This is a genomic window from Ornithinimicrobium faecis, from assembly GCF_023923225.1.
Lineage (GTDB): Bacteria > Actinomycetota > Actinomycetes > Actinomycetales > Dermatophilaceae > Ornithinicoccus > Ornithinicoccus faecis.
This window is the reverse complement of record NZ_CP099489.1, coordinates 2,872,788-2,887,773: the sequence shown is the minus strand read 5'-3', so window position 1 is coordinate 2,887,773 and position 14,986 is coordinate 2,872,788. Positions and strand designations below refer to the sequence as shown.

17 protein-coding genes and 2 tRNA genes are annotated in these 14,986 nt (G+C 70.1%); 10 read left to right on the top strand and 9 right to left on the bottom strand.

What is annotated here, in order from left to right:
* Positions 1 to 35 precede the first annotated feature (35 nt).
* Positions 36 to 107, top strand: a tRNA-Gln gene (locus NF556_RS13495).
* Positions 108 to 192: 85 nt separating this feature from the next.
* Positions 193 to 265: transfer RNA gene (locus NF556_RS13490), tRNA-Glu, on the top strand.
* Between the two features lie 96 nt (positions 266 to 361).
* Here NF556_RS13490 and NF556_RS13485 read toward each other — a convergent pair.
* The 3 genes from NF556_RS13485 to cofC form a co-directional block, all read right to left on the bottom strand.
* A complete protein-coding gene (locus tag NF556_RS13485; RefSeq protein WP_252591437.1) occupies positions 362 to 1,087 on the bottom strand; it encodes an HU family DNA-binding protein in 726 nt (241 codons plus the stop codon).
* A gap of 83 nt (positions 1,088 to 1,170) precedes the next feature.
* Positions 1,171 to 1,401 (bottom strand): hypothetical protein, encoded by a 231-nt coding sequence (locus tag NF556_RS13480; protein WP_252591436.1) that lies wholly within the window; start codon positions 1,399 to 1,401, stop codon positions 1,171 to 1,173.
* A 10-nt stretch (positions 1,402 to 1,411) separates the two neighbouring features.
* Entirely contained in the window at positions 1,412 to 2,059 is a 648-nt protein-coding gene (cofC, locus tag NF556_RS13475) for a 2-phospho-L-lactate guanylyltransferase (protein WP_252591435.1), read from the bottom strand.
* A 63-nt stretch (positions 2,060 to 2,122) separates the two neighbouring features.
* Here cofC and NF556_RS13470 point away from each other — a divergent pair, with 63 nt between their 5' ends.
* The 3 genes from NF556_RS13470 (at position 2,123) to NF556_RS13460 (ending at position 5,097) form a co-directional block, all read left to right on the top strand.
* Positions 2,123 to 2,848: a lysophospholipid acyltransferase family protein gene (locus NF556_RS13470; RefSeq protein WP_252591434.1), complete on the top strand. Its 726-nt coding sequence runs from the start codon at positions 2,123 to 2,125 to the stop codon at positions 2,846 to 2,848.
* Entirely contained in the window at positions 2,845 to 3,846 is a 1,002-nt protein-coding gene (locus tag NF556_RS13465; protein WP_252591433.1) for an NAD(P)H-dependent glycerol-3-phosphate dehydrogenase, read from the top strand. Before NF556_RS13470 ends, NF556_RS13465 begins: the two co-directional genes overlap by 4 nt.
* A gap of 102 nt (positions 3,847 to 3,948) precedes the next feature.
* On the top strand, positions 3,949 to 5,097 hold the full coding sequence (locus tag NF556_RS13460) for a D-alanine--D-alanine ligase family protein (RefSeq protein WP_252591432.1): 1,149 nt from the start codon (positions 3,949 to 3,951) through the stop codon (positions 5,095 to 5,097).
* A 42-nt stretch (positions 5,098 to 5,139) separates the two neighbouring features.
* On the opposite strand, the gene NF556_RS13455 is transcribed toward NF556_RS13460, so the two are convergent.
* Together NF556_RS13455 and NF556_RS13450 are read right to left on the bottom strand one after the other, a co-directional pair.
* The gene (locus NF556_RS13455) at positions 5,140 to 5,559 is read right to left on the bottom strand and encodes a DUF3515 family protein (protein ID WP_256829327.1); all 420 of its coding nucleotides are present in this window, start codon (positions 5,557 to 5,559) and stop codon (positions 5,140 to 5,142) included.
* 62 nt (positions 5,560 to 5,621) lie between these two features.
* Positions 5,622 to 5,855: an Lrp/AsnC ligand binding domain-containing protein gene (locus NF556_RS13450; protein ID WP_252591430.1), complete on the bottom strand. Its 234-nt coding sequence runs from the start codon at positions 5,853 to 5,855 to the stop codon at positions 5,622 to 5,624.
* A gap of 92 nt (positions 5,856 to 5,947) precedes the next feature.
* Here NF556_RS13450 and thiL point away from each other — a divergent pair, with 92 nt between their 5' ends.
* Positions 5,948 to 6,958 carry a thiamine-phosphate kinase gene (gene thiL / locus NF556_RS13445; protein WP_252591429.1) on the top strand — a complete coding sequence of 337 codons (1,011 nt, stop codon included), beginning with the start codon at positions 5,948 to 5,950 and terminating at the stop codon, positions 6,956 to 6,958.
* A gap of 374 nt (positions 6,959 to 7,332) precedes the next feature.
* Here the strand turns inward: thiL and rpmB are convergent, their stop codons facing one another.
* Positions 7,333 to 7,530 (bottom strand): 50S ribosomal protein L28, encoded by a 198-nt coding sequence (gene rpmB, locus NF556_RS13440; protein ID WP_109474765.1) that lies wholly within the window; start codon positions 7,528 to 7,530, stop codon positions 7,333 to 7,335.
* Between the two features lie 402 nt (positions 7,531 to 7,932).
* Between rpmB and NF556_RS13435 the strand changes: the two genes are divergently transcribed.
* Genes NF556_RS13435 through rsmD form a run of 3 tightly spaced genes read left to right on the top strand, consistent with a single transcriptional unit; the run spans position 7,933 to position 12,415 of the window.
* Positions 7,933 to 9,600 carry a DAK2 domain-containing protein gene (locus NF556_RS13435; RefSeq protein ID WP_252591428.1) on the top strand — a complete coding sequence of 556 codons (1,668 nt, stop codon included), beginning with the start codon at positions 7,933 to 7,935 and terminating at the stop codon, positions 9,598 to 9,600.
* A 32-nt stretch (positions 9,601 to 9,632) separates the two neighbouring features.
* Positions 9,633 to 11,837, top strand: coding sequence for an ATP-dependent DNA helicase RecG (gene recG, locus NF556_RS13430; protein WP_252591427.1), 2,205 nt, complete (start codon positions 9,633 to 9,635; stop codon positions 11,835 to 11,837).
* Positions 11,834 to 12,415, top strand: coding sequence for a 16S rRNA (guanine(966)-N(2))-methyltransferase RsmD (rsmD, locus tag NF556_RS13425; RefSeq protein WP_252591426.1), 582 nt, complete (start codon positions 11,834 to 11,836; stop codon positions 12,413 to 12,415). The genes recG and rsmD overlap by 4 nt, the downstream gene beginning before the upstream one ends.
* A gap of 61 nt (positions 12,416 to 12,476) precedes the next feature.
* On the opposite strand, the gene NF556_RS13420 is transcribed toward rsmD, so the two are convergent.
* The 3 genes from NF556_RS13420 to coaD form a co-directional block, all read right to left on the bottom strand.
* Positions 12,477 to 12,794, bottom strand: a complete 318-nt coding sequence (locus tag NF556_RS13420; RefSeq protein WP_345780119.1) for a PIN domain-containing protein — start codon at positions 12,792 to 12,794, stop codon at positions 12,477 to 12,479.
* A 301-nt stretch (positions 12,795 to 13,095) separates the two neighbouring features.
* Positions 13,096 to 13,800 carry an HAD family hydrolase gene (locus tag NF556_RS13415; RefSeq protein WP_252591424.1) on the bottom strand — a complete coding sequence of 235 codons (705 nt, stop codon included), beginning with the start codon at positions 13,798 to 13,800 and terminating at the stop codon, positions 13,096 to 13,098.
* Positions 13,793 to 14,269 carry a pantetheine-phosphate adenylyltransferase gene (coaD, locus tag NF556_RS13410; RefSeq protein WP_252591423.1) on the bottom strand — a complete coding sequence of 159 codons (477 nt, stop codon included), beginning with the start codon at positions 14,267 to 14,269 and terminating at the stop codon, positions 13,793 to 13,795. The genes NF556_RS13415 and coaD overlap by 8 nt, the downstream gene beginning before the upstream one ends.
* Before the next feature lie 131 nt (positions 14,270 to 14,400).
* On the opposite strand from coaD, the gene NF556_RS13405 reads away from it, so the two are divergent.
* Positions 14,401 to 14,985: a YceD family protein gene (locus NF556_RS13405; RefSeq protein WP_252591422.1), complete on the top strand. Its 585-nt coding sequence runs from the start codon at positions 14,401 to 14,403 to the stop codon at positions 14,983 to 14,985.
* Position 14,986: the final 1 nt, after the last annotated feature.

Sequence of the window (14,986 nt, the reverse complement as noted above, 5' to 3'; positions counted from 1 at the left end):
GGAATCCGCGTGACAACGGGACGGTGGTACCCCCTTGGGGTATGGTGTAATTGGCAGCACGACTGATTCTGGTTCAGTTAGTCTAGGTTCGAGTCCTTGTACCCCAGCGCTGTTCGTCCGTCTCGGACGATTCGGCAGAAGCCCTGCCCTTTGGTAAGGTTTCTCCTCGGCTGCCCAGCAGTCAACACCCACGGCCCCGTTGTGTAGCGGCCTAGCACGCCGCCCTCTCAAGGCGGTAGCGCGGGTTCGAATCCCGTCGGGGCTACCCGTGGGAACGGCCCCCACCTTGCACAGGTGGGGGCCGTTCTGTTTCCCAGGACAGTCAGCCGCAGCGGCTCTGACGCACGGCGGTCACTGGGGCCTACTTCTTCTTGGACTTCTTGTCCTTCTTCTTGCCACCGTCGGACTTGCTCGGTTTGTCCGCCTTGGCGTCCTTGGCCTTCTTGGACTTCTTGTCCGCGTCGTGAGACTTCTTCAGGGTCTTGCGAGCTGAGTCCTTGAGCTTGGTCTCCACTGCGGCCACGTCCTTGGCGGCCACCAGTTTCGAGGCCGCGGGCTTGCGCGCCGCAGGTTTGCTCGTTGCCGTCTTGCTCGCCGTGGTCTTGCTTGCCGTGGTCTTGCTCGCCGTGGTCTTGCTTGCCGTGGTCTTACTTGCCGTGGTCTTGCTTGCCGTGGTCTTAGCCGTCGTGGTCTTGCGGGGCGCGGCCTTCTTGCGGGTGCTGCCCGTCGTTGTGCTCTTCGCCTTGCCCTGGGTGGCACCGGAACCACCCGCCGGAGCGCGCCCACCGGCCAGGCCCTCAGCGGGCAGCGCCTTGGGGTCGCTCAGGACCTCCTTGAAGTAGGTGCCGGGGCGAAAACGCGGTGTGCTCGTGCCGGGGATCGGGACGCTCTCGCCCGTCCGGGGGTTGCGCCCCGTGCGGGGGGCGCGATCAGCGCGCTCAAAGGTGCCGAACCCAGTGATGCCGACGCTGCCACCAGCGGCGACCTCACGGATCACGACATCGACTAACGCCTCGACGGCCAGGGTGGCATCTCGGCGGCTCCCCAAGGGGGTGCTCAGCCTGTCGATCAACTCTGCCTTGTTCACCGGGTGCTCCGTTCCGTCGTTGGTCTAGAGGACTCGATTCACACTACGGGACAAGCGGATTCACGCAACCGCGAAGGCCAGGGTCAGCGGATCTGCTCGTCGGCGCCGATGCCGACGATCCACAAACGAGTCAGCACCGCGTCCCCAGACTCGGGGTCACCGCTCACCTCGATGCTGAGGCGTTGCCCGATGCGCAGGTGGCGCAGACTGCTCTCCTCGAAGACGGGAGGCTCGAAGGGCACCACCTTGCCCGTGTCGAGGATCACGCTCCCGGCAGTCGTGGCTGGGTCGAAGGTGTGCACGGTCGCCTGCATGCCGATCACCCTAGTTTGCGGGAGCCACGTCCGCGTGGGCCGCCGCCTCTGCCAGGACCCGCGCGGTGTGCGGGCCCACCCCGAGTTGAGCGGCGGCGGTCAGGTCGGCCAGGTCATCGACGTCCTGCCGCAACCGGGGCAGGTCGAGGGCCAGCGTGACGGCCCGCTCCGCGTGTCGTGCCGCCGAGCCGGTGCCAAAGCGGGGGGTCAACGTGACGCCGGGTCCACCGGTCAGCAGGACCGTGCCGGTCCCCAACAGATCAGGGACAACGGCTCGTTCGTGCTGGCCACACGCGGCGAGTCCGGCCAACAGGTCCTCGGCCCGCAGCGCGGGCAGGTCACCCAGCAGGACGGCGACCGCGGCGCCGGGGACGGACGCGACCTGCAGCCCCTCGCGGACCGCGGCGTTGAGACCAGCGCCGGGGTCGTCCACCACGGTGCACCCGAGCGATGCGGCGATCGCCGCGATGTGGTCATCCGAGGTGACGGTGACGACGTCTGCGGGAGGCAGGCCACGGCATACGGCCTCCAGGGTGTCCTGGGCCAGGGCCCTGGCCAGGGCAGGCCGGGACAGGGGTGGGGGTGGCTGCAGGCGGCTCTTGGCGATGCTGGCCTCTTTGACCGGGACCACCAGCCGCCAGCGGACTCGATCAGACACTGTCCCAGTATGCCGTGGGCACTGGGCAGGCCGCGGGCGCGGCGGAGGTGACACAATGCGCCCGTGGAACCACAGCCGCTTCGCACCCAGACCCCGTTGGCCTACCGGGGGGTGATCGCCACGCTGCGCCCGGTGCTGGCCCGGGTGACCCGGCAGGAATGGAGCGGAGGGGAGCACCTGCCCGAGTCCGGGGGGTTCATCGTTGCTGGCAACCACATCTCCGAGATCGATCCGTTCATGGTGGCGCACTATCTGGTCAACCACGGCTGGGCACCGCGCTTCCTGGCCAAGTCGGGTCTGTTCGAGATCCCGTTGGTCGGCCGTGCCCTGCACTGCCTGGGTCAGGTGCCGGTCTATCGAGGCACCCGAAAGGCCTCTGACTCGCTGCGTGACGCCGCGGACGCCGTCGCTGGTGGGGACTGCGTCGTGATCATGCCCGAGGGCACCCTGACCCGGGAGCCGGGGATGTGGCCGATGAAGGCCAAGAACGGGGTCGGCCGCCTCGCCCTGATGACCGGTGCACCCGTCATCCCGATCGCCCAGTGGGGCGTGCAGAATCTGCTGCCTCCCTATGCCCGACGACCACGGGGCCTGCTCTCCCGGCACGCGATGCACGTGCGAGCCGGCGCACCGGTCGATCTCGCCGACCTGGTGGGGCGCACCGACTCGGCCGCAGCGACCGAGGCGACCGAGCGGATCATGACCGCGCTGACGGAGGTCCTGGCCGAGATTCGCAACGAGGAGCCGCCGGCGGAGCGGTTTGTGTGGGACGGGAAGTCGAGGCCATGACGCGCACCGCAGTTTTTGGCAGCGGCTCGTGGGGCACGGCCTTCGCCGCGATCCTGGCCGACGCGGGCGGGGAGGTCGTGCTGCACGCACGCCGCGCCGAGGTGGCCGAGGCCATCAACTCCGACCACGTGAACGCCGCCTATCTGCCCGAGCTCACCCTGCCCGAGACGGTCTCTGCCACAACCGATCCGGCAGCTGCGGCCCGCGGGGCCGAGATGATCGTGCTGGCCATACCCGCACAGACCGTGCGCGCCAACCTCGGGGAGTGGGGACACCACCTGCCGACCGGGGCACCGGTGGTCTCCTTGATGAAGGGCATTGAGCTGGGCACCGGGTTGCGGATGAGTGAGGTGATCCAGCAGGTCGCCGACGTCTCCCGCGACCAGGTCGTGGTGGTCTCCGGGCCCAACCTCTCGCGGGAGATCGCCGCGAAGCAGCCGGCCGCCTCGGTGGTGGCCTGCAGTGATCTGGGCACGGCCGAGCAGGTCGCCCAGGCCTGCGCCAGCGCCTACTTTCGGCCCTACACCCAAACGGACGTCGTCGGCGCTGAGGTCGGAGGTGCCGTCAAGAACGTGATCGCGCTCGCCGTCGGCATGGCACAGGGGCTGGGCTATGGCGACAACACCAAGGCCACGATCATCACGCGCGGGTTGGCCGAGACGGCCCGTCTCGGCGCAGCGCTCGGCGCCGACCCGGCGACCCTGATGGGCCTGGCCGGCGTCGGTGACCTCATCGCCACCTGCATGTCCCCGCTGTCGCGCAACCACTCCTTCGGCGTCAACCTCGGCCAGGGCATGTCGGTGGAGGAGGTCGTGGCGATCACCAGCCAGACCGCCGAGGGCGTCAAATCCTGTCGGTCCGTCCTGGACCTGGCAGCCACCCACGGCGTCGACATGCCGATCTGCGCCGGGGTCACGGCCGTCGTCGAGAATGTGATGGGCGTGGCTGAGCTCGGCGACGAGTTGATGGCCCGGCCCCACAAGCACGAGCGCCACTGAGCCGCAGTCCCCGCAGCCGCGCGGTCGGCCGGCGACACCACCAGCCGGACACCCTCACGCGCTCCCTGGTCACGCCCCTCCCACCGGATAGGCTCACCCGCGATGGACACCCAGCCCACGCCCCAGACGCCCTCCCAAGCCGACACCGGTCGGATCACCGTCGCCCTGGTCTTCGGTGGCCGCTCGGCCGAGCACGCCATCTCGTGTGCGACGGCCGCCAGCGTGCTGAAGGCCATCGACCGGGACCGTTATGACGTGGTGCCCATCGGCATCACCCGGGAGGGCCGCTGGGTGCAGGTCGCCGACGACCCGACACCGCTGGAGATCACTGCCGGACGCCTGCCTGAGGTGCCCGACAGCGCCAGCACCGTCGTCCTGCCGCTGGGCGCCGGGAGCAACACGGTGACCGTCTCAGAGCCGGGCCAGGTGCCGCGCCTCCTGTCCGAGGTCGATGTCGTCTTCCCCCTGCTGCACGGCCCGTTCGGTGAGGACGGCACGATCCAGGGCCTGTTCGAGCTGGCCGACATCCACTATGTCGGCTGCGGTGTGCTGGCCTCGGCCGCGATGATGGACAAGGCCTTCATGAAGGCGGTCTTTGCCAACGCTGGCCTGCCGGTGGGGCCCTATGTCGTGATCACCGACCTGCAGTGGCGGCGCGACAAGGCTGCCGCCCTGGACGCCGTGCACGCGCTGCACTTCCCGGTCTTCGTCAAGCCCGCGCGCGCCGGCTCGTCCGTGGGCATCACCCGCGTCGAGGACCCGGCCCAGTTGGAGGCCGCAGTCGAGGCGGCTCGCGTCCACGACCCCAAGGTGGTGGTCGAGGCGGGCGTGGTCGGACGTGAGCTGGAGGTCGGCGTGCTCGGTGGACACGGCAGCGACGCCCCCCGGGTGAGCGAGGTCGGCGAGATCGTGGTCCAGGGAGAGCACGCCTTCTATGACTTCGAGGCGAAATATCTCGATGAGGCCAACGTCGTGATCTCCAGCCCCGCCGAGGTCTCCGATCCGGTGCGCGAGGAGATCCAGCGGATTGCCGCCGTGGCCTTCGAGGCGGCAGGCTGCGAGGGGATCTCGCGCGTCGACTGCTTCCTGACCGAGTCCGGCGACGTGCTGATCAACGAGATCAACACGATGCCCGGGTTCACCCCGTTCTCGATGTATCCCCAGGTCTGGGCCGCTTCCGGGGTGAGTTATCCCGAGCTCATCGACGAGCTGATCACCCTCGCTCTCGAGCGTCGCACCGGCCTGCGCTGAGTCCGCTGGGCGCAACCCGTTGGTTGACCGGCCTCGGCAGGCTCACGAGCAGCGGTTGGGGCCCTGCTCGATGACCTCTGCTGCGGGCACGAACGCCGGCAGCAGCAGGGGAGGGGTGTCATACGCGTCGGGCACCAGCACCTGGATCGCCGGACTGCGTCCGTAGGTCGTGAAGGACGTGCCGTCGTCGAGCTCCTCGACGATCCAGTCCACGCCAGCGATGTCCAGGCACAGGTCGTCGGTCGGCCCGGGTGGGATGGCACCGCACCGGGCGATGATCGCCGGGTCTCCCCACGCCGCCACCGTCACCGAGTCGACGGCCGTCTCGCGCCACTGCGCGTCGCCGACCGTGCTCGGCCACTGTGCGCCGACCGCGTGGCACTCCGGGGTCTCGGCGCCGTCGAAGGGGGCCACCTTGACCGCGGAGGTGCAGCTGCTCAGCACCAGGGCAACCGTGAGTATGCCGAGGCTCGCGGCCCCGCGTCGGCTCGCCCTGGCCGGTGGCCGGGTGGGGTGTGGCGGGGTCAGAGGTGGACCACCGTGCAGGTCGTGGTGCGGGTGATGTGCGGGACCTCCTGGATCTGCGAGATCACCTGTCGCCCAAGGTCATCCACGCTCGGAGCCTCGACGCGTGCGATGACGTCGTAGGGGCCGGTCACGTCCTCGGACTTCACGACGCCCTCGAGCTCGCCCACCGCGCGCGAGACGACACCCGACTTGCCGACCTCGGTCTGGATGAGGATGTATGCCTGGACCATGTCGCCTCCTGTTGGCTTGGCGCGGGCCGCTGCACGGCCCGCCGTGGCCCAGACGCTACCGTGCAGGGACGCGACGCGGGAGGAGGCCTGGCATGTCGGCTGCGACAGCGGGTGGTGCTGAGGACTCAGCGACCCTCGGAGAGCTCGGCGAGGCGGGGATCCTCAGCGATATCTTCGCCAGTCTGCGCACCACGGAGGCGGTGCTGGTCGGCCCCGGGGACGACACGGCGCTGCTGGCAACCTCCGGCCCGGTGCTGGCCACGACCGATGCCATGGTGCGGGGGCGAGACTGGCTCGATGAGTGGTCCTCCGCGGAGGATGTCGGCGCCAAGGTCGTCGTGCAGAACCTTGCCGACCTGGCCGCGATGGGCGGCACGGGCACCGGTCTTCTGGTCACGCTGGTCGCGCCCGGCTCGATGCCTGCTCAGTGGGCCCGGGGGCTGACGGCCGGCATCGGCTCTGTGGCCGACGCGTGGGGCGTGCCAGTGATCGGGGGAGACCTGTCCTCCTCGGACGGTGCCGTGATGGTGTCGGTCACCGCGCTGGGTGAATTGCCCGGGGGCCGTGCCGTGCTGCGGTCGGGAGCTGCTCCTGGCCAGGAGGTGGCGGTGTCCGGCAGTCTGGGACGATCCGCTGCCGGGCTGGAGATCCTGCGGCGCAGCGACGCCGACTGGTGGCCAGAGCCGGCGAGCGCCGAGGCGGCCTCCCGCTGGGTCGCCTATCACTGCCGGCCCGATCCGGATCTGTCACAGGGCGTGCTCGCGGCGCAGGCGGGGGCGGGCGCGATGATCGATGTGTCCGACGGGCTGGTCCGCGACGGCGGCAGGATCGCCTCGGCAAGCAAGTTGCGTCTCGACCTGGACGAGGAGGTGATCGCCGACCTGGCTGCGGAGTTTGAGCCGGTGCTCGGCGGTCGTGGTGCGCTGGACTGCGTCCTCAGCGGCGGGGAGGAGCACTCCCTGCTGGCGACCTTCCCGACCGGAGCGGTGCCGGATGGATGGACCGTCGTGGGCCGCACCGCAGAGGCTGGCGTGGCTGGTCCGGGCGTGTGGTGGCGCGGCGAGCGTGCCACCGGCGGCGGCTGGGACCACTTCGGCGGCTGACACCCCTCGCCCCACGACCGAGCGCGTGGGCGCCTGAGATTTCTCCCCACCGGGCGCGTGGGCGACTGCGATCTCCCCCCACCGGGCGCGTGGGCGACTGCGGTCTTGCTCCACCGAGCGCGTGAGCGCCTGAGATCTGCCTCCACTGAGCGCGTGGGCGCCTGAGATCTCCCCCCACCGAGCGCGTGACGTGCTGTTGCGGTCACGGGTGCCCGGTTGTGCACGACGATGCGGCGGGCGGTTGTGATGCGAGGCGAGAGCGTGGTGCTGTTGCGGTCACGGGTGCCCGGTTGTGCACGACGGTGCGGCGCATGACAAAAGCCGGCCTCCCACAGGGGAGTCCGGCTTGTCGGTGCGGTCGGTGACCGCGGGTGTCAGCGAGTGGTGATCTTGCCAGCCTTGAGGCAGGAAGTGCACACGTTGACGCGCTTGGGAGTCACGCCCTTGGGGCCGACGAGAGCGCGCACACGCTGGATGTTCGGGTTCCAACGGCGCTTGGTGCGGCGGTGGGAGTGCGAGATGCTGTGACCGAAGCTCGGTCCCTTGCCGCAGACGTCGCAAGTGGCAGCCACGGTGTCTCCTGAGGTCGAATGATGGATCGGTGCGTCCCCGACCGCTTCAGCGCACACTTCAGTGACGCCAAGTCATCCGGGAACCGGCCTAGCGTAGCCGATTTCTAGGGGCTGCACCAAAACGGGGGATCACCCGTTGGCAGCAGTCTAGGCCGACGCATTTGAACAGGGGACACCCAAGCGTGCCCACCGCAGCACTCGGGGATCCCGCCCCAGTCAGAACGACAGCGCATGGCACGCAGGCGGACCGGCACGCGGCACGCAGGGAAACCGGCACGCGGCACGCGGGTGTGGACGGCTGCAGGGGCCTGTCCGGCCCGGGAGATAACCTGCGGGTGCCCCTTCACATCCCGTGGACCAAGCGACCGCGGTCCACACGCGAGCAGATCAGGCAGGTGAGCCGTGAGCGCCCCGACCTCGATCCCGTTGGACCTGGCTGCTGCCCGCCGCTGGGCCCTGGCGGCACGCGTCGGCCTGGCCGAGGCTCGCAGCCAGATTGATGCGCTCAACGTCTTCCCCGTGCCGGACGGTGACACGGGCACCAACATGTTCCTGACCTTCGACGGCGCCCTCGACGTGCTGCGCAGTCACCACGACATCGACGGTGGAGGCATCAGCCTCACCCAGGGCCTGGCCCTGCTGGCCCGCGGCATGCTGTTGTCGGCCCGTGGCAACTCCGGGGTGATCCTGAGCCAGCTCGCACGGGGGCTCCACGAGGCGGCCGCCACGACCGAGGGGCCGACCGATCACCTTGGAGCCGACCTGCTCGCCGAGGCCTTCACCCGGGCCGACCAGCTCGCCTGGGCGGGCGTCTCATCGCCGGTCGAGGGCACCATCTTGTCGGTGTCCCGGGCTGCGGCCGCAGCAGCGCGCGTGGCCGCGACCGCAGACGACGCCACCGCGGCGCAGGTCAGCGCCGCCGCGCTGGGGGCCGCTCGCGCCGCGTTGGAACACACCCCGACCCAACTGCGGGCACTGGCCCGCGCCGGTGTCGTCGACGCCGGAGGTGCTGGGCTCGTCATCGTGCTGGAGGCGTTGCAGCGGGTGCTCTCCGATGGCCAGGTCGAGGCAGAGGCCAGCGACAGCCCGTGGTTCCGCCGCGGTGCGGTGCTGCCGCCAGCGGAGTGCACGGACGACGGTGAGGGGGCCTATGAGGTGATGTTCCTGCTCACCGACTCCGACGACGCCCGCGTCAGTCACCTGCGGGCGCACCTGGAGCAGGTTGGCCACTCGGTCCTGGTGGTCGGTGGTCCGGACGAGTGGCGGGTGCACGTGCACCTGGACGAGCCCCAGGTCGCCGTGGAGGCGGGGGCGATGGCCGGCCACGTGGGCCAGGTGACCACCGAGGCGCTCGTCAGACAGGCAGGTATGCCGTCCGCTCCCGCCCCCCGACCCAGTGCGGCTGTCGGTGTGGTCGCCTGTGCGGCTGGGGACGGGCTGCTGGAGTTGTTCGAGCAGTCCGGGGCGACCGTGGTCCGCTCCGCTGCCGGGTCTCGGGCCTCGACGGGCCAGCTGCTCAACGCGATCTGGGCTGTCGCGGCGGAGGCGGTCGTGGTCCTGCCCAACGACGGAGACGTGCTGATGGCTGCCGAGGCGGCCGCGGCCGCAGCCCGCGAGGACGGCCTGGTCGTGGAGGTCGTGCCCAGCCGGTCCGCCGTCCAGGGGCTGGCCGCGCTGGCTGTGCTCGACCCGCAGGCAGACGTTGCCGGTGCCACGGCCGCGATGTCTGGGGCCGCCGCGGCGACGCTGCACGCCGAGTTGACGGTCGCCTCACGGGACGCCCAGACAGGGGCCGGGCCCTGCCGCGCCGGTCAGGCGCTCGGGTTGCTCGATGGACAGATCGTGGTGATCGACGACGAGCCAGCACGGGCGGCCACCCGCCTGCTCGCCCGCCTGGTGACGGACCAGACCGAGCTGTTGACCATCGTCGCCGGCGCGCAGGTGGACACCGGGCAGCGCGACGAGATGGAGCAGGTGGTGGGGGTGATCGAGTCGGCCCACCCTGGGCTGGAGGTCGACTGGATCGACGGCGGGCAACCCGGCTATCCGTGGTTGTTGGGTGCCGAGTGAGGGGACGGGCGACGTGACGGGGAGTGAGCGTGATGGCTGAGCGGACGACGCTGGACACCAAGCTGCGCACGATCGTGGCCAAGGCGGCCACCCCCCTGGCCAAGAAGGACCTGGTCACGGTGCGGGACCTGCTGGAGTTCTATCCGCGCACCTATCTGGACCCGGCCCGGCCGACCGACTTCTCCACGTTGGGCGAGGGGGAGCCCGTCGTGGTGCTGGCCGACGTGCAGCACGCCGTCACACGCAAGATGCGGCAGCGGCGCGGCAGCATGCTGATCGCCACCATCCAGGACGGCCTCGGCAACGCGCTGGAGTTGACCTTCTTCTCCGCCTGGGGCCACGAGAAGGCGCTGGTGCCGGGTCGACGCATCCTGGTGAGCGGCACCGTCAGCCACTACGGCGGCAAGCGGCAACTGACCCACCCGGAGTATGAGGTGCTCGGCACCGGCGCGAAGGCGACCAGCACCTTCGGTGAGGGCCCGATCCCGGTCTATAGCCAGGTCCCGGCGATGACGTCGATGAAGGTCGCGGCGGCGGTCGATCTGGTGCTCCACGCGCTGGCCGAGGTCCCCGACCCGATCCCTGTCGCGGTGCGGGCCAAGCACGGACTGCCGCCGCTGAGCAACGCCCTGACGATGGTGCACCAGCCGCGCAGCACCCAGGAGCAGCGCAAGGCCCGCTGGCGGATGAAGTTTCAGGAGGCCTTCGTCCTGCAGGCCGCGCTGGCGGTGATGCGGCAGTCCTCGGACGCCGTCCCGGCCGTGCCGCGCCCTGCCGTCCCGGGTGCTCTGGCCGACCAGTTCCGCGAGCGGCTGCCGTTTGAGCTCACGCAGGGTCAGGAGCAGGTGCTCGCCGAGATCACCGGCGACCTGGAGCGCACGCTGCCCATGCACCGGCTCCTGCAGGGCGAGGTCGGCTCGGGCAAGACGGTCGTCGCGCTCCTGGCGATGCTCAACGTCATCGACTCCGGCGGGCAGGCGGCGCTGCTGGCCCCCACCGAGGTCCTCGCGGTCCAGCACCACCGCTCGATGACCGCGATGCTCGGGCCGCTGGCCGAGGCCGGCATGCTCGGCGGCTCCACTGACGGCACGCGGGTGGCGCTGCTGACCGGCAGCCAGTCGGCCGCCGAGCGCCGCCGCAACCTGCTCATGGCTGCCTCCGGCGAGGCCGGCATCGTGGTGGGCACCCACGCCCTCATCCAGGAGCACGTCCAGTTTGCCGAGTTGGGTCTGGTGGTCGTCGATGAGCAGCACCGCTTTGGCGTTGAGCAGCGAGATGCCCTGCGCGCCAAGGTTGATGGCGCCTCGCCGCACACCCTGGTCATGACCGCCACGCCCATCCCGCGCACCGTGGCGATGACCGTCTTTGGTGACATGGAGACCTCGACGATGACCGAGGTGCCCAGCGGGCGCCAGCCGATCACGACCCACGTGGTCCGCGGCGACCAGTCCACCTGGGTGCAGCGCACCTGGGAGCGCGTCGCCGAGGAGGTGGCCAAGGGCGGTCAGGTCTATGTCGTCTGTCCCCGGATCGGCCAGGACGATGACCCCGACCTGCCCGGAGGCACCGACATCGGGCCGGGTGGGCCGATCACCTTCGAGGGCAACGACGCTGAGGAAGACAGCGCCCCCCTGCACGGGGTCCTCCAGGTCGAGCGAGCCCTGCGCGAGCTGGAGGTGACCGCGGACCTGCGCATCGGCATACTCCATGGTCGTCAGGCCGCCGATGACAAGGAGGCCACCATGCGCGCCTTCGGGTCCGGCGAGATCGACGTGCTCGTGGCGACCACCGTCATCGAGGTCGGGGTCGACGTGCCCAACGCGACCCAGATGGTGATCATCGACGCTGACCGCTTCGGGATCTCCCAGCTGCACCAGCTGCGCGGGCGCATCGGCCGAGGCACCAAACCCGGGCTGTGCCTGTTGATGAGCCAGGCCGCCGAGAGCCAGAGCCTGGAGCGCCTCGACGCCGTCGCGTCCACGACGGACGGCTTCGAGCTCGCTCGCCTCGACCTCGCCCAGCGCCGGGAGGGAGACGTGCTGGGGGCCACCCAGTCGGGGGCGCGCAGCAGTCTGCGGTTGCTGCGCCTGACTCGTGACGAGGACCTGATCACGCTGGCTCACGAGGACGCGTGGCAGGTCGTGGGGGAGGACCCCGACCTGACGAACCACCCCGAGCTGCGCGCCGAGCTCGACCGGATCGACGCCGAGCGTGCGGCCTTCCTGGAGCGCGGATGACGCGGATCATCGCCGGTCAGCTCGGCGGTCGGACCCTGGCCACGCCGCGGGGGGCCGACACCCGGCCCACCACCGACCGGGTTCGTGAGGCGGTCTTCTCCCGGATCGAGTCGATCTTCGACCTCACCGGTGCCCGGGTCCTGGATCTGTATGCCGGGTCCGGAGCCCTCGGCCTGGAGGCAGTGAGCCGGGGGGCTGAGTGGGTCACGCTGGTCGAGGTGGACCGCAGGACGGCACGGGTGATCGAGGCCAATGTCGCCGAGCTCGGGCTGCGGGCGGTCGCGCGGGTCCACGCCGAGAAGGTCGACCGGGTGCTGGAGCGCGGGCCCGGTGGCGAGACCTTCGACCTGGTCCTGCTGGACCCGCCCTACCCGGTGGGGGAGGCGGAGCTGGCCACCACGCTGGGGCTGCTGATCTCGGGTGAGTGGCTGAGCCCGGATGCGCTGGTCGTGGTGGAGCGGTCCGCGCGCTCGCCCGAGCCGACCTGGCCCCAGGGACTCGCGCTGATCCGGTCCCGCACCTACGGCGAGACGGTGGTGCACCTTGCTGAACCGAGCCAGGCCGCGGATGCGGAGTGACTGGGAGTTGTCGATGACGAGTCGGAGCGGTCAGCGCCATACTGGAGCATCGGCCAGTGACTTATGGGAGGCTGCCGCGAGGCGCTGCCCACTGGCGCTTGAAAGTCATGATCTCGCCGGCGAGGTCAAAGTCGGCGTCGTAGTGCACGACAGTCACTTGGTGCTCGCTGGCTAGCGCTGCGGTGAGCAGATCGGCGATCCCGACCGCCCGGTGTCGGCCGGTTCTGGCGAGGGCCCGCTGCGCGTCGAAGGCCATCTGCCAGTGACGATCCTCAGTTGCCAAGTGTTCGTACGCATGCCGCCGGTCAGCACGGATCTGCTCGTACTCGCCGGGGCTACGCGCGCTGTGGAGCGCTTCAGCGTCCAACGTGCGTGGCACACGTCGCCACCACTCCGGCCTCGATGAGTGGCGACAGCCGTGCAGCGACCACGGAGTGTCGCATCCGCGCGGCGGCGCTGGTGTCGATCAAGTATCGGGCGATCAGCGCCACACTTCGACCCGAGCCTCCGGCTCCGCCATGGGTTCCAGGCCGCCATCGCGCAGCCAATCAACCTGCCGCGCTCGTGCCGCGGCGCGGGCGGCCTGCTTCAACGCTGTCCGAACTGTGTCGGACACGCCCGTGGTGTTCAACGCGCGCTGTGGAGCTCCGCGGCGGCAATCGCCCCGGCATGAGACTCAGTCACCCAGAGACGAGACGCAGCACGCCGGCCAGCCCGTGGTGCGGGCCGTCGGTGCGGGGGAGCAGCAGCGTGCGGATGCCCAGGGCCGCGGCACCGGAGTCGTCCCGCCAGCTGTCGCCGACCATCAGGGTCTCCTGCGCCGAGGCCCCCAGCAGGTCCAGGGCGTGCTGGAAGATCCCGGCCGCTGGTTTGACGCTGTGCACCTCGTAGGACAGCACCACGGCGTCCACCACGATGTTGCTGCGCTCGATGATCGGGCGCAGATCAAAGCCGATGTTGGAGACGATGGCGGTGCGCACACCGCGCTCGCGCAGCGCGGTCAGCACGGGGACGGTTTCCGCGTAGGCCTCCCAGCGCATGGGCATCACGGTGTAGAGCGCCTCCGCGAGATCCGCGTCGATGCCTGGGCACCGCACCACCGTCGCCAGGAAGACACGGCGGTGCTGCTGCGGGCTCTCGTCGCGCGAGCTGTCGGGGTCGATCTCGTGCGCGTGCTCCCAGACCCGGTCGAGGAAGGCAGCCGCTGCGGCTGCTGGCTCGGCGCCCAACCCGTCCGGTGGGGTGTCGGGCCGTCCGGCGGCGGTCCAGCCGGTGGCCAGCCACGTGGTCGCGTCGCCACCGTGGACCAGCGTGTTGTGGAAGTCGAAGAGGACGGCGCTGATCGGCTCCGGCTCCAGCACCGCCGAGGAGTCCTGGTCAGCCACGGCGGGCGACCAGCGCGTCACGCACGTGGTCTGGGACGAATCCGCTGACGTCCCCGCCATACTGCGAGACCTCGCTGACCAGGGAGCTGGAGACGTGCTCCAGAGCAGGATCACCTGGCAGGAAGACCGTCTCGACGCCCGTCAGGTGCCGGTTCATCAGCGCCATCGGCAACTCATAGGCAAAGTCGGTGCCGCCGCGCAGCCCCTTCACGATCGCCGTCGCGCCGAGCTCCTGGGCAATGTCGACCAGCAGCTGGCCACCGAAGGCCTCGACGCGCACCGACAGCCCCTCCGGGACCGCCTCGCGGATGAACTCGAGGCGTTGCTCGACGGGGAACCGGCCACGCTTGGACGGGTTGTGCAGGACACCGACCACGACCTCGTCATAGAGTGCAGCGGCGCGCACGATGATGTCCAGGTGCCCGTTGGTGACCGGGTCGTAGGATCCGGGGCAGAGGCAGCGAGTCATGGCGCCAACCTACCGGGCGTGATCGGGTGGCCTGCTGATTTGTTGGGCGCCCGACCGCTCGGCTAACCTAGTGTGTCGGTCTGTGTCCCTGCGTGGGTCCAGACCGATCCACACGACACGCGAGGGACGACATGGCAACGCAGGACGCCGCGAGCCCCTGGGTCTTTGACACCCGGGAGCTCGTCCGCCGGGCGGGCACCATGACCGAGTTCTCGCGGGCCGTGACGGCTCCGGACCAGATCGGCACGGACGTCATCGCGATCAAGGCCGGAGACCCGGTCGAGCTCGATCTGCGCATGGAGTCCGTGATGGAAGGCGTCCTGGGCACTGGATCGGTCCGGGCCACTGCGACCGGGGTGTGCGTGCGGTGCCTGGACGACCTTGACTTTCCGGTCGAGGTCACCTTCCAGGAGCTGTTCGCCTACCCCGACCGTGCGGCCCACCACCACAAGGTGGCGGCTGGCGAGGACGAGCAGGACGATGTGTATGAGCTCGAGGACGACCTGATGGACCTCGAGGAACTGGTTCGGGACGCGGTGGTGACCACCCTGCCGTTCCAACCGGTGTGCCGGGACGACTGTCCGGGTCTGTGCTCCGAGTGCGGAGCACGCCTGGCGGACGATCCGGACCACCACCATGACGTGATTGATCCACGGTGGTCGGCACTTGCCGACCTCGCCCAACCGGGCACCGACGACGAGAAGAAGAGGAACTGAC